The 12742-nt window shown below is 71.1% G+C and carries 8 protein-coding genes and 6 pseudogenes; 5 read left to right on the top strand and 9 right to left on the bottom strand.

Annotation, left to right across the window (positions count from 1 at the left end):
* Positions 1–62: 62 nt before the first annotated feature.
* From L2X98_RS12345 to L2X98_RS12335, 3 genes are all read right to left on the bottom strand, one after another.
* Complete coding sequence (locus L2X98_RS12345; protein ID WP_259611092.1) at positions 63–794, bottom strand: ABC transporter permease; 732 nt, start codon at positions 792–794, stop codon at positions 63–65.
* Between the two features lie 67 nt (positions 795–861).
* A complete protein-coding gene (locus tag L2X98_RS12340) occupies positions 862–1476 on the bottom strand; it encodes an ABC transporter substrate-binding protein (protein WP_259613308.1) in 615 nt (204 codons plus the stop codon).
* Positions 1383–2039, bottom strand: a complete 657-nt coding sequence (locus L2X98_RS12335) for a hypothetical protein (RefSeq protein ID WP_259611091.1) — start codon at positions 2037–2039, stop codon at positions 1383–1385. Before L2X98_RS12335 ends, L2X98_RS12340 begins: the two co-directional genes overlap by 94 nt.
* A gap of 490 nt (positions 2040–2529) precedes the next feature.
* Here L2X98_RS12335 and L2X98_RS12330 point away from each other — a divergent pair.
* The 5 genes and pseudogenes from L2X98_RS12330 to otnC form a co-directional block, all read left to right on the top strand.
* A pseudogene (locus L2X98_RS12330) lies at positions 2530–2832 on the top strand (FCD domain-containing protein); the annotation flags it as partial.
* Positions 2833–2968: 136 nt separating this feature from the next.
* On the top strand, positions 2969–3436 hold the full coding sequence (gene rraA, locus L2X98_RS12325; RefSeq protein WP_259611090.1) for a ribonuclease E activity regulator RraA: 468 nt from the start codon (positions 2969–2971) through the stop codon (positions 3434–3436).
* Position 3437: 1 nt separating this feature from the next.
* A complete protein-coding gene (locus L2X98_RS12320) occupies positions 3438–4106 on the top strand; it encodes an aspartate/glutamate racemase family protein (RefSeq protein ID WP_259611089.1) in 669 nt (222 codons plus the stop codon).
* Between the two features lie 8 nt (positions 4107–4114).
* A complete protein-coding gene (gene otnK, locus L2X98_RS12315) occupies positions 4115–5377 on the top strand; it encodes a 3-oxo-tetronate kinase (protein WP_259611088.1) in 1263 nt (420 codons plus the stop codon).
* A pseudogene (otnC, locus tag L2X98_RS12310) lies at positions 5367–5968 on the top strand (3-oxo-tetronate 4-phosphate decarboxylase). The gene otnK and the pseudogene otnC overlap by 11 nt, the downstream one beginning before the upstream one ends.
* 4 nt (positions 5969–5972) lie before the next feature.
* Here otnC and L2X98_RS12305 read toward each other — a convergent pair.
* The 6 genes and pseudogenes from L2X98_RS12305 to L2X98_RS12280 form a co-directional block, all read right to left on the bottom strand.
* The gene (locus L2X98_RS12305) at positions 5973–7124 is read right to left on the bottom strand and encodes an acyl-CoA dehydrogenase family protein (protein ID WP_259611087.1); all 1152 of its coding nucleotides are present in this window, start codon (positions 7122–7124) and stop codon (positions 5973–5975) included.
* Between the two features lie 134 nt (positions 7125–7258).
* Complete coding sequence (locus L2X98_RS12300) at positions 7259–8431, bottom strand: thiolase family protein (protein ID WP_259611086.1); 1173 nt, start codon at positions 8429–8431, stop codon at positions 7259–7261.
* Positions 8428–9619: pseudogene (locus L2X98_RS12295) on the bottom strand (bifunctional 2-methylcitrate synthase/citrate synthase). The gene L2X98_RS12300 and the pseudogene L2X98_RS12295 overlap by 4 nt, the downstream one beginning before the upstream one ends.
* Before the next feature lie 7 nt (positions 9620–9626).
* A pseudogene (gene prpB, locus L2X98_RS12290) lies at positions 9627–10536 on the bottom strand (methylisocitrate lyase).
* Positions 10536–12063: pseudogene (locus L2X98_RS12285) on the bottom strand (MmgE/PrpD family protein). The pseudogenes prpB and L2X98_RS12285 overlap by 1 nt, the downstream one beginning before the upstream one ends.
* Positions 12060–12718 (bottom strand): annotated as a pseudogene (locus tag L2X98_RS12280) (GntR family transcriptional regulator). The pseudogenes L2X98_RS12285 and L2X98_RS12280 overlap by 4 nt, the downstream one beginning before the upstream one ends.
* Positions 12719–12742: the final 24 nt, after the last annotated feature.

Here is a 12742-nt window from a genome sequence, read left to right as displayed (position 1 = left end):
CGTGTACAGGAACGTCGAGAACACCTCGATGCGCACCGGGGTGCCGTACAGCAGCGGCACGCTCAGCGTCTCGATCGACATGCTGAAGATGAGGATCGACGCGTAGACGATCGGCGGGCGCAGCGCGGCACGACGACCTGGAACAGGATGCGCAGCGGACCCGAGCCGCAGACCTGCGCGGCGCTCTCCAGCGATGCGTCGGACTTGCGCAGCGCGTTCGCGCAGAACACGTACGCGATCGGGGCGAGACCGACGGCTTCGGTCAGGGCCATGCCGGGGATCGAGTAGAGGTTCCACGGCACGAACCCGATCCACCGCTGCACCTCGACGCTGACGAAGCCGGCCGGACCGTACAGCGCGATCCAGCCGAAGCCCAGCAGCAGCGAAGAGATGAAGAACGGCCACTGCATCGACCCGGCCAGCAGCCGCCCGAACGGCAGCTTGGTGCGCACGACCAGGACCGCCATCGGGATGGCGAACAGCAGCGTGAGGAACGTGGTGAGGAGGGCGAAGATCGCCGTGTTCAGGATCACCTGGCCGAAGCCGGCCTCGGTGAAGAGCTTGACGTAGGAGGCGAGCGTGAACGCGCCGGTGGAGTCGTACAGCGGCTTGCTGCGGATCGACTGGTACAGGATCGGCACGATCGGCGCGATGACGAACAGGGCGACGATGACGAGCACCGCCCACTGCACGACGCGGTCCCGCCCGACGCCGAAGAGGCGCAGGTACTTCGGCGCCGGGAGCGTCGGCGACCGATCCGCCGGCTTCTCCGGAGCGCTGGTCAGAGTTGTCATGGGTTCATTTCCCCTGTCGGAGGATGCCGCGGGGTGGCCGGGGCGATCGCCCCGGCCACCCGAGCGATCACTTTCCGAGCATCCCGTTCCACTTGTCGGTGAAGGCCTTCACGTCGGCGTCGGAGGTGACCTTGTAGGGGACGCGGATGATCGCGTCCTCACCGGCCAGGTCGACGATCTCCTGGTAGGTGTGCCGGCCCTCGACCTGCTTGACGCTGTCGCGGTAGGCGGTCAGGCCTCCTTCGGCGACCGCGTTCTGGCCCTCCTCGGACAGGACGAAGTCGAGGAAGAGCTTGGCGGTGGCCGGGTGCGGCCCCTTCGGGGTGATGCCGATGCCGCGGCCGAGCACGACCGTGCCGTCCTTCGGGTAGACGAACTTGAAGATGCCCGTCGCCTTCGTCTCCTGCGGGAACGCGACGGCGCTGGAGATGAAGAAGCCGGCCAGGTACTCGCCCGAGGTGATCTTGTCGATCTGCGTGCCGGAAGAGGTCTCGGGCCGTGCCGACGGCAGGATCTTCTCCAGGGACGACCACGCGTCCGGGTTGCCGTCCACGAAGCCCTTCGACACCGTGAAGCCGAACGAGCCGCTCACGTCGCGCGTGGTGATCTTGCCCTTGAACTTCGCCGGATCGGCGGAGACGGTCTTGGCCAGATCCGCGATGCTGGTCGGGTTGCTGCCCAGGAGCTGCTCGTTGTAGGCCAGGCCGACCGGGTCCATCGACAGCGCGTACACGTTCGGCATGACCTGTGCGAAGTCGGGCAGCTGGACAGCTCCGGCGATGTGTAGTCCAGCACGCGGTCGGGCTCGGCGTCGTACTTGGTCCACGCCTGGACGGCGTTGGTGACCAGGATGTCGGCGGGCGCGTTGCCGGTCGCCGTCTCGCTGAGCTGCTTCTGGAACACCTCGTCGGAATCGAGGTTGTTCGCGGCGATCTTCGTGACGAACGGGTACTTCTTCTGGAAGTCGCGGAAGATCGGGGCCCAGTTCTCCTGGTCGGTGTTCGAGTAGATCGTCAGCGTGCCGCCCTCCTTCTTGGCGGCGTCGACGATCTTGCCGTAGTCGGACGGATAGTAGCTGGGCCACACCCCCTGCGAGATCTTGTTCTCCGGCGCCTTGGGCGCGGAGTCGCCGGCGCAGGCGCTGAGCGAGACCGCGAGCCCGGCCACCGCCACGGTGGTGACCGCGATGGTCGACCAGCGTCGACGTGTGCGGCCCGGCTTCGATGAACGCGACAGACGATTCATGTTTTCACTCCCTTGTGATGCACGGCCGGGGCGTGCGACCCCGGATCGAAGATCACAGTATGGTTATAACGAGAACACGTCAAGGGCCCGCTGGGTTTATCGAACTTTCCGCTAGTTTCGTGCATTTAGCTCATGCGGCCCGAGATTTCGCGGGACTACCGGAATCCTTCGTTATAACCACCGCCATCGTATGTTATAACGGAGGGACTGACTTCCCGACGATGGGCACCGATGAGCACAGCGACCCCCGACTACGCGGTCAAGAGCGATCTCGCCTACGCGGTGGTGCGCGAGCGCATCCTGTCCGGCGAGTACCCGCCCGGCTCGGGGTTCAATCAGGCGACCCTCGCGGTCGAGCTCGGCATCAGCACGACGCCGCTTGCGCGAGGCGCTGCGCAAGCTGCAGTCCGAGGGTCTGGTCGACCTCGGCGCGCATCGCGACGCCACCGTGACCCGCCTCAGCGTCGAGGAGGCGCGCGACCTGCTGGAGATGCGACTGGCCCTGGATCCGTTGGCGGCCGGGCTGGCCGCCGAGCGGCGCACCCGCGACGACATCGCGCAGATCCGGGCGGCGTCCGAGATCCATGCGCTGCCCGGACACCCCACCCTCGACCAGCTCGTCCGGCACCGGCGGTTCCATCAGGCGATCTACCGCGCCTCGCACAACGACGTGCTGATCACGACGCTGGACGCGCTGTGGGACAAGTCCGACCGCTATCGGCTCGCCGCCCTGCGCCACGACCGTGCCGACGACGAGCTGCACGAGAAGGACGCGGAGCACCACCGGATGATGATGTGCGTCATCGCCGGCGACGTCGCCGGGGCGACCGAGGTGATGCGCCGGCACATCCGATCCAGCCTCGGTGCGACCGCCACGCAGCCTTGCAAGCCGAAGCGGACGCCTGAACCCGTCCCGGGAAGGACACCACATGACCACCTCCACCGCAGACCTCTGGGACGAGCGCGGCGATCAGCTGAGCTCGCTGACCACCCAGTTCCGGGACTTCGGCGGCCTCACCCGCTTCGCCGGGCCGGCCCGGACCGTGCGCTGTCACGAGGACAACGTCGTGCTGGCCGCGCTCCTGGAGACCCCGGGCGACGGTGCGGTGCTCGTCGTGGACGGCGGCGGGTCGCTGCACTGCGCGCTGATGGGCGACCGCATCGCCGGACTGGCCGTGGACAACGGGTGGGGCGGCGTCATCATCAACGGCGCCGTCCGCGACAGCGCGGCGCTGGCCGCCCTGCCGATCGGCATCAAGGCCCTCGGCGTGAACCCGCGCAAGAGCGGGAAGGCCGGGGCGGGCGAGGCCGACGTCGAGCTCCGCTTCGGTGACGCGGTCATCCGCCCCGGTGCCATGATCCACGCCGATGAGGACGGCGTGGTCGTCGACCGCTGACATGGCCGAGACATCCCCGAGGATCGCCCTGGTCGGCGCGGTCGCCGCCGCGGCCCCGCCGGCCGAGCAGGCCTTCGCCGCCGTGTTTGGCGAGGCGCAGACATGGAACATCCTCGACGATCGGCTGATCGCGGACGCGCTGGACGCGGGCCGGGTCACCGCACCGCTCGCCGCGCGGATGACCGCCCTGATCGACTACGCCCTGGCGCACGGGGCCGCCGGCGTCCTCCTGACCTGCTCGATGTACGGGCCGGTCGCGCACGCGGTCGCCGCCCGTGCCGCGGTCCCGGTGCTCGCGTCGGATGACGCCGCGTTCGCGGATGCTGCGGCCGGCGGATTCCGGCGGATCGCCCTGGTCGCGTCCCTGCCCATCCCGCTCGCCGACGCCCGCGCGCGGTTCGACGCGTTCCGCTCGGGTCGCGAGGCCGGTCTCGAGGTGGTGGACGTGCTGGCCGCCGATGCGGCCGGCGTCACGGATGCCGCGGTCCTGACCGACGCCCTCGAACGGGCGGTCCGCGGCATCCCGGACCTCGATGCCGTGCTGCTCGCCCAGTACTCGATCGCCCCCGCGGCCGACGCGCTGGCCGCGCGCCTCGGCATCCCGGTGCTGGCCGGCCCGGGTCGCGCCGCCGCGCTCATGCGCGACCTGCTGCACACGGACGCGCGATGATCGGCGCGGTGGCCGACGACCTGACCGGCGCGACCGACGTCGCCGCCGCGTTCGGCTCGGCGGGGCTGCGGGTCGGGCTGTTCTTCGGCGGCATCGACGACGACGCCTCGAGCGCCGACCTCGATGTCGTGGTGGTGGGGCTGAAGACGCGCACCGTCCCCGCCGCCGACGCCGTGTCCGCCGCTCTCGCCGCGACCCGCGCACTGATCGCGCGCGGCTGCGCGCAGGTCTTCTTCAAGTACTGCTCGACCTTCGACTCGACCCCGGCCGGGAACATCGGGCCGGTCGCCGATGCGCTCGCGACCGAGCTCGGCGCCGGGCCGGTCGTGTTCGCCCCGACCACCCCGGTGCAGGGGCGCACCGTGTACCAGGGCCACCTGTTCGTCGGGGACGTGCTGCTGAGCGAGTCGACCCTGCGCGACCATCCCCTGACCCCGATGACGGATGCGCGTCTTCCGCGGGTGCTGGCCGCGCAGACCGTGCACGGGGTCGGCCTGGTCGACCTCGCCGTCGTGCGGACCGGCAGTGCCGCGATCGAAGAGCGGATCGCGGCGCAGGCCGCCTGCGGGCGTGAGTTCGTGATCGTCGACGCCGTGGACGACGACGACCTCGACGCGATAGCCCACGCCGTGCGGAACCGGCCGCTGGTCACCGGTGCCGCGGGGCTGGCCGCCGCGCTGGCCCGCGCGCACGCCGCAGCATCCGCCCGGGGCAGGGCGGCGGTCGCAGACGACACCGCCGACCGGCTGACCGCCGCGGGAACGGCCGCCGCGATCGCGGGAAGCTGCTCCGCACGCACCCGCGAGCAGATCGCACGGTGGCAGGAGAGCGGGCCGGCGCTCCGGCTCGACCCGGTCCGCCTCCCCGACAGCGAGGCGCTCGCTCAGGATGCCCTGGCCTGGTACGACGGCGCCCGGGCCGAGGGGCCGGCGCTGATCTACTCCAGCGCCGGACCGGGCGAGCTGCGCGAGGCTCAGGAGGCCCTGGGCGCCGAACGCGCCGCGCAGCTCGTGGAGCACGCGCTCGGACTGGTCGCCGCCGGGCTCGCCCGCCGGGGTGTGGATCGCCTCATCGTCGCGGGAGGCGAGACCTCGGGCGAGGTGATCCGCGCCCTCGGCATCGGCCACGGCCGGGTGGGCGCCGAGGCCGCACCGGGCGTGCCGTGGATCTTCGCCGATCAGCCGGCGCCGATGGCGCTGCTCCTGAAGTCCGGCAACTACGGCGATTCGGACCTGCTCGTCCGGGCTGCGGAGGCGCACCGTGTCCATTGAGGAGGATCTCGCCCGGCACGCCATCGTCGCCGCCGCGCACTCTGCTTTCGCCCGCGGTCTCACCCACGGGTCGACCGGCAACATCAGCGCACGGGTCGGCGACCGGGTGCTCGTGACCCCGACCGGCAGCGCCTGGGCACCGTCGGCGTCGACGACCTGTCGGTGACCGACCTCGACGGGCGGCACCTGGACGGGCCGAAGCCGTCGAAGGAGGCGTTCCTGCACACCGCGATCCTGCGGGCCCGGCCGGATGCCCGCGCCGTCGTGCACACGCACTCCACGCACGCCGCGGCGGTCTCGTGCCTGGCCGACCTCGACCCGGACGACGTCCTGCCCGCCGTCACCGCCTATTACCTCATGCGCGTGGGCAGGATGCCGCTGATCCCGTACTTCCCGCCGGGCGATCGCCGGCTCGGCGAGGCCGCCGAACGGCTCGCACCGGAGCATCACGCCCTGCTGCTGGCCAACCACGGGCCGGTCGTGGCCGGAGCGAGCGTGGCGGCCGCGATGGATGCGGCGGAGGAGATCGAGCAGACCGCCCGCCTGTTCTTCCTGCTCCAGGGCCACCGCACCCGCCCGGTGCCGTCCTGACCCGTCAGTCGTTCAGCACCGCGCGGCCGACGATCACCCGCATGATCTCGTTCGTGCCCTCCAGGATCTGGTGCACGCGCAGGTCGCGCACGACCTTCTCGATGCCGTAGTCCTGCAGGTAGCCGTACCCGCCGTGCAGCTGCAGCGCCTCGTTCGCGACCTCGAATCCGGCGTCCGTCGCGAAGCGCTTGGCCATCGCGCACTGCATCGCGGCGTCCGGGGCCTCCGCGTCGACGGCGGCCGCGGCATCCCGCACCAGCGCGCGCGCCGCGGTGAGCTTGGTCGCCATGTCGGCGATGGCGAACATCACGGACTGCTTCTCGGCCAGCGGCTCGCCGAACGTGAACCGCTCGTGCACGTAGCGCACGGCCTTGTCCATCGCCCATTGGGCCCCGCCCAGCGAGCACGCGGCGATGTTCAGCCGGCCGCCGTTCAGGGCCTTCATCGCGATCTTGAACCCCTTGCCGACCTCGCCCAGGACGGCGGATGCCGGCACCCGCACCTCGTCGAAGATCACCTGGCGGGTGGGCTGGGCGTTCCAGCCCATCTTCTTCTCGTTGGGGCCGAAGCTCAGGCCGGGCGTGCCGTCCTCGACCAGGAACGCGGTGACACCGCGGGCGCCGGGCTCGCCGGTGCGCGCCATCACGACGTAGACGGATGCCTCGCCCCCGCCCGAGATGAACTGCTTGACGCCGGTGAGCACGTACTCGTCTCGGCCACCGTCCGAGACCCGGATTGCGCTGGTGGTCAGGGCCGCGGCATCCGACCCCGCCCCGGGCTCGGTGAGGCAGTAGCCGCCGAGGGCGCTCATCGTGGTCAGCCGCGGCAGCCACTCGCGGCGCTGCTCCTCGGTGCCGAAGCAGTCGATCATCCACGCGACCATGTTGTGGATGCTGATGTACGCGGCGATCGCGGGGTCGCCCATCGCGAGCTGCTCGAAGATCGCGACGGCCTCCGTGCGGCCCAGACCCGCCCCGCCGACATCCTCTCGGACGTAGATGCCGCCGAGTCCGACATCACCGGCCCGCTGGACCACGTCGCGCGGGAAGTGCTTGGTCTGATCCCACTCCTGCGCGTGCGGCTCGAGCTCGGCCGCGGAGAAGTCGCGCACCGCCTCCAGGATCGCCTGCCGCTCTTCGGTCGTGGTCATGCTCATGTCGGATCCGCCCATCGATCGGCCCCTCGACCGGGCATTGTGTGCCCTGGGGGCGATGCCCATGTGGGCATCACGATCATTTTACATGGACGTCCTAGTATCTGCGCGGGCGTCCGCGGATGCGGCGAACCGGGCTACAGCCGCTCGATGATGGTGGCGTTGGCCATGCCGCCGCCCTCGCACATCGTCTGCAGTCCGTAGCGGCCGCCGGTGGCCTCCAGGTGCGCGAGCAGGGTGCCCATCAGCCGGGTGCCGCTCGAGCCTAGCGCGTGCCCGAGCGCGATCGCGCCGCCCCACGGGTTCAGCCTGGCCGGGTCGGCCTGCAGCTCGTGCGCCCACGCCAGCGGCACCGAGGCGAACGCCTCGTTGACCTCGTACGCGTCGATGTCGCCGAGCGACAGGCCGGAGCGCTCGAGAACCCGGCGGGTGGCCGGGATCGGCCCGGTCAGCATCATGATCGGGTCGTCGCCGACGACCGCGAAGGCGTGGAACCGCGCCCGCGGGGTCAGGCCGAGTTCGACGGCCTTCTCCTCGCTCATGATCAGCACCGCCGAGGCCCCGTCGGTCAGCGGTGACGAGTTGCCCGGGGTGATCCGCCAGTCCAGCTCGGGGAACCGGGTCTCCATCTGCTCGGTGCGAAACGACGGGTTCAGGCCGGCCAGGCCCTCGACCGTGGTCGCCGGGCGCACGGTCTCGTCGACGGTGAGCTCCGCGGCGCCGGGCACCGGCAGGATCTGGCTGTCGAACCGGCCGCTGCTCCAGGCATCCGCCGCCCGTCGGTGCGACTCGGCCGCGAACGCGTCGAGCACGGCGCGGTCCAGGCCCCACTTCGCGGCGATGAGCTCGGCCGACACGCCCTGGTTGATCAGGCCCTCGGGGTAGCGCGCCGTCAGCCCGTCGGACGGCGTGCCGCCGTGCGCGGACGAGCCGAGCGGAACCCGGCTCATCGACTCCACGCCGCCGGCGATCACTATGTCGTACGCGCCGGCGATCACGCCCTGCGCGGCGAAGTGCGCGGCCTGCTGGCTCGAACCGCACTGGCGGTCGATGCTGGTCGCCGGGACGGTCTCGGCGAAGCCGGCCGCCAGCACCGACTGCCGGGCGACGTTCAGGCTCTGGTCGGCGACCTGGCTGACGCATCCCCACAGCACGTCGTCGACCTGCGTCGACTCCAGTCCGTTCCGCTCGAGCACCGCGCGCAGCACTCCGGCCGACAGATCGACCGGGTGGACGCCGCTGAGCGCTCCCCCGGGCTTGCCGCGCCCGACGGGGGTGCGGACGACATCCACGATGACGGCGGTGGTCATGACTGCGCCTCTTCCGGCCGGTCCGCGACCGCGGCGACCGCGGCATCCGGCACGTAGCCGTCGATGTGCCGCTCGTCCGGCCCATTGTAGGCGGACAGCGGCCGGATCAGGGCGTTGGATGCCTGCTGCTCCATGATGTGCGCGGTCCAGCCGGTGATCCGGGCGGCGACGAACAGCGGCGTGAAGGTCAGCGTGTCGAACCCGATGAGGCTGTAGGTCGGCCCGGACGGGTAGTCCAGGTTGGGGTAGATGCCCTTGCGCTGGACGAACTCGCGCTCCAGCGTCTCGTACAGCGCCAGCACATCGGGCCGGTCGTAGTGCGCGACCAGGGTGTCCAGCGCCGCCTTCATCGTGGGCACGCGCGAGTCGCCGCGCTTGTACACGCGGTGGCCGAAGCCCATGATCTTGCGCTTGCGCGCCAGCGCGTCATCCAGCCAGGAGCTGACCTTCTCGGCCTCGCCGATCTCGTCGAAGATGTGCAGCACCGCTTCGTTCGCACCGCCGTGCAGCGGACCCTTCAGCGCCCCGATCGCGCCGACCACCGCCGAGTAGAGGTCGCTCAGGGTCGAGGTGATCACCCGCGCGGTGAACGTGGACGCGTTGAACGAGTGCTCCGCATACAGCACGAGCGACCGGTTGAAGGCGTCCACGACGACCGGGTCGGCCTCTTCGCCGAACGTCATCCAGAGGAAGTTCGCCGCGTAGTCCAGGTCGTCCCGCGGGGGCACGAGGTCCTGCCCGCGGCGCCGCCGCTGGCCGTAGGCGACCATCGCCGGAAGCGCCGCGAAGAGGCGGATGCTGCGGTCCAGGTTCTCCTCGACGCTGCCGCTGGCCTCGAGCACGTTGCCGGCGCCGGCGGTGTCGTCGGCGCCGATGATGCTGACCGCGGTGCGCAGCTCGTCCATCGGGTGCGCCTGCAGCGGCACCAGGTCGATGGCGGCCTTGACGTTGTCGGCGAGGGCGCGGTGCGCATGCTCGGCGGCACGCAGCGCGGCCAGCTGGCCGGCATCCGGCAGCTCGCCGTGCCACAGCAGGTAGGCCACCGCCTCGAACGGCTGGGTGGCGGCCAGCTCCTGCACCGGGTAGCCGCGGTACAGGCGGCGAGTTCGTGTCGGGGTTGACCTTGCTGACCGCGGTGTAGTCCACCACGACCCCCGCGAGCCCCTTCTTGATGTCGATGTCTGCCATGACTCTCCTATCGGGCGATCTGGAAGTTGAAGACGCCGGTGTCGAAGTGGTTGTACCCCTCGTAGTCCACCAGATCGTAGAGCTCGGCGCGATGCTGCATCTCGCCGAGCTTCGACGTGAGGTGGCCCTCGTCGATCAGCGTATCGAGCGCCCGGTCGGCGGCGCCCATCGCGATGCGCAAGCGAGACGGGCCAGATCACGATGTTCACGCCCACGTCGCGCAGCTGGTCGACCGAGAACAGCTCGCTCTTGCCGAACTCGGTCATGTTCGCCAGGATCGGCACATCGACGGCGCGGCGGATCGCGGCGAACTCGTCCAGGGTGCGCATCGCCTCGGGGAAGATCGCGTCGGCCCCGGCATCCACCAGCGCCTTGGCGCGGTCGGCCGCGGCATCCAGCCCCGCCGCACCGTCGGCGGTGGCGCGGATGTCGGTGCGCGCCATGATGAGGAAGTCCGGGTCGCGGCGGGCATCGGCGGCGGCCCGGATCCGCTTGATCGCCGTGTCCTCGTCGACCACCTGCTTGCCGTCCAGATGCCCGCACCGCTTCGGGTTGACCTGGTCTTCGATGTGGGTGCCGGCCAGGCCTGCGTCCTCGAGCGTCTGGATGGTGCGGGCCACGTTCATCGGCTCGCCGAACCCGGTGTCGGCGTCGATGATGGCCGGCAGCTCGGTCATCCGGGCGATCTGCTGACCGCGGCCGGCGACCTCGGACAGCGTCGTCAGCCCGATGTCGGGCAACCCGAGGTCGGCCGACAGCACCGCGCCCGAGATGTAGACGCCCTCGAAGCCCTTCCGCTCGATCAGCCGCGCCGACAGCGGGTTGAACGCCCCGGGGAAGCGCAGCAGCTCGCCGGACGCGAGCCGCGCGCGCAGGGCGCGCCGCTTCTCGGCTGCGGGGGTCTGCGCGTACAGCATCAGAACAGCCCCTTCGGTGCCGGCGCACCGGCGAGGATGCCGTGCCGGGCGACGATCGACAGCTGTCTGACCTCGTCGGCGGACAGCTCGGGCAGACGCTGGGCGAGCGCGAGGAAGCGCTCGATCTCGTCCGGCTCGAGCACGGGTTCGGCCAGCATCCGGAACTTGCGGATGTAGTCCTCGCGCGCGAACGGCCGGGCTCCGAGCGGGTGCGCATCGGCGACGGCGATCTCCTCGACGAGGGTGCCGCCGTCGGCGAACGTGATCTCGACGCGGCCGCCGAACGCCTTCTCGGCGGGGTCCTCGGAGTGGTAGCGGCGCGTCCACTCCTCGTCCTCGGCGGTGGTGACCTTGTGCCACAGCGCGACGGTGTCCGCGCGGGCCGCGCGCTCGGGGGCGTACGAGTCGACGTGATGCCACGTGCCGTCCTGCAGCGCGACCGTGAAGATGTACGGGATCGAGTGGTCCAGCGTCTCGCGGGATGCCGCCGGGTCGTACTTCTGCGGGTCGTTCGCCCCCGAGCCGATCACGTAGTGCGTGTGGTGGCTGGTGTGCAGCACGATCGAGGCGACGTTCTCCGGCGAGAACGCGTCCGGGTGCTCGGTGTGCAGCTTGCGGGCCAGGTCGATCCAGGCCTGCGCCTGGTACTCGGCCGAGTGCTCCTTGGTGAACGAGTCGAGGATCGCGCGCTTGCTCTCCCCGTCGGCCGGCAGCGGCACGTCGTAGGAGGCGTCCGGGCCGTCCAGCATCCAGGCGATGACGCCGTCCTCGCCCTCGTAGATGGGCGACGGGCTGGTCTCGCCGCGCATCGCCCGGTCGACGGCCTCGATCGCCATCTTCCCGGCGAACGCGGGGGCGTGCGCCTTCCAGGTGGAGATCTCGCCCTTGCGCGACTGGCGGGTGGCCGTCGTGGTGTGCAGCGCCTGGCCCACCGCCTGGTAGATGGTGTCCACGGGCAGCCCCAGCAGGGTGCCGATCCCGGCGGCGGCCGACGGGCCGAGGTGGGCGACGTGGTCGATCTTGTGCTTGTGCAGGCTGATGGCGCGGGCGAGGTCGATCTGGATCTCGTACCCGGTCGCGATGCCGCGCACCAGTGCCGCCCCGTCGCTGCCGGCGTGCTGGGCGACGGCGAGGATCGGCGGGATGTTGTCGCCGGGGTGGGAGTACTCGGCCGCCAGGAACGTGTCGTGGTAGTCCAGCTCGCGCACGGCGACGCCGTTGGCCCAGGCCGCCCACTCGGGGCTCGTGCGGCGTTCCAGGGCGCAAGCCGAAGATGGTCGCGCCGTCGCCGGACACCGAGACCGCGTGGTCCAGGGCCTGCTGGCGGGCGGCGCTCACGGGAGCGCGGGTGAGGGATGCCGCGGCCACCGCCGCGTTGTCGATGATCCGGTTGATGATCATCTCGACGACGTCCTGGTCGGCGGGGATCGGGTCGGCGGCCACCTCGGCGATCTTGTAGGCGAGCTGCTCGGTGCGCGGCAGGCTCTCTTCGCTCTTGTGGACGCGGACGCGATGCGTGACGGTCATGCTGCTCCTTCGTGTGCGGTCGTCGTCGGCGCCTCGACGGAGGCGAGGATGCTCTCCAAGGCGTTGTGGACGTGGATGTGGGTGGCGTGTGCGGCCAGTTCGGCGTCACGCGCGGCGATCGCCCGGGCGATGGTGCGGTGCTCGGCGACGGCGGCCGCCACGCGGCCGGGATTCTCGCGGGCCAGCCGGCGCACGCGCACCAGGTGGGTGCGGATCGTGCGCAGCGCGGCGGTGAGGTAGTCGTTGGCGACGGAGGCGTCGATCTGCGCGTCGAACTCGGCGAACAGCTGATCGTAGGAGGCCGCCGGGTCCCCGGCATCCGCGCCGACCCGATCGAAGCCCTCGGCGAGCGCGGCGAAGGCCGCGGCATCCCCCGCTGCGCGGCCAGGCGGGCGGCGGTCTCTTCCAGTGCGCGGCGGACCTCGAACAGCTCGCGGATGTCGTCGGCGTCGATCTCGCTGACCACGGTCACCCGGGGCGACTGCTGCACGGCCAGCCCGTCGGCGGCCAGGCGCCCGAGCGCTTCGCGCAGGGGCGTGCGGCTCACACCGAGACGGGCGGCCTGCTCGACCTCGCCGAGGACGGTGCCGGGCGCCAGTGCGCCCGACTGGATCTCGTCCAGGAGGGTGCGATACGCCCGATCGCTTGCTCGCACAGCCGCCCTCCCTCGATTCACCCT

The organism is Microbacterium elymi, assembly GCF_021582895.2.
GTDB classification, from domain to species: domain Bacteria; phylum Actinomycetota; class Actinomycetes; order Actinomycetales; family Microbacteriaceae; genus Microbacterium; species Microbacterium humicola.
The sequence above is the reverse complement of the archived record's forward strand: the minus strand, read 5'-3'. Positions and strand labels throughout refer to the sequence as shown.

Coding starts and splice junctions, on each gene's coding strand:
- L2X98_RS12345 (WP_259611092.1), bottom strand. CDS start 794: ATGACAACTCTGACCAGCGCTCCGGAGAAGCCGGCGGATCGGTCGCCG.
- L2X98_RS12335 (WP_259611091.1), bottom strand. CDS start 2,039: ATGAATCGTCTGTCGCGTTCATCGAAGCCGGGCCGCACACGTCGACGC.
- rraA (WP_259611090.1), top strand. CDS start 2,969: ATGACCACCTCCACCGCAGACCTCTGGGACGAGCGCGGCGATCAGCTG.
- L2X98_RS12320 (WP_259611089.1), top strand. CDS start 3,438: ATGGCCGAGACATCCCCGAGGATCGCCCTGGTCGGCGCGGTCGCCGCC.
- L2X98_RS12305 (WP_259611087.1), bottom strand. CDS start 7,124: ATGAGCATGACCACGACCGAAGAGCGGCAGGCGATCCTGGAGGCGGTG.
- L2X98_RS12300 (WP_259611086.1), bottom strand. CDS start 8,431: ATGACCACCGCCGTCATCGTGGATGTCGTCCGCACCCCCGTCGGGCGC.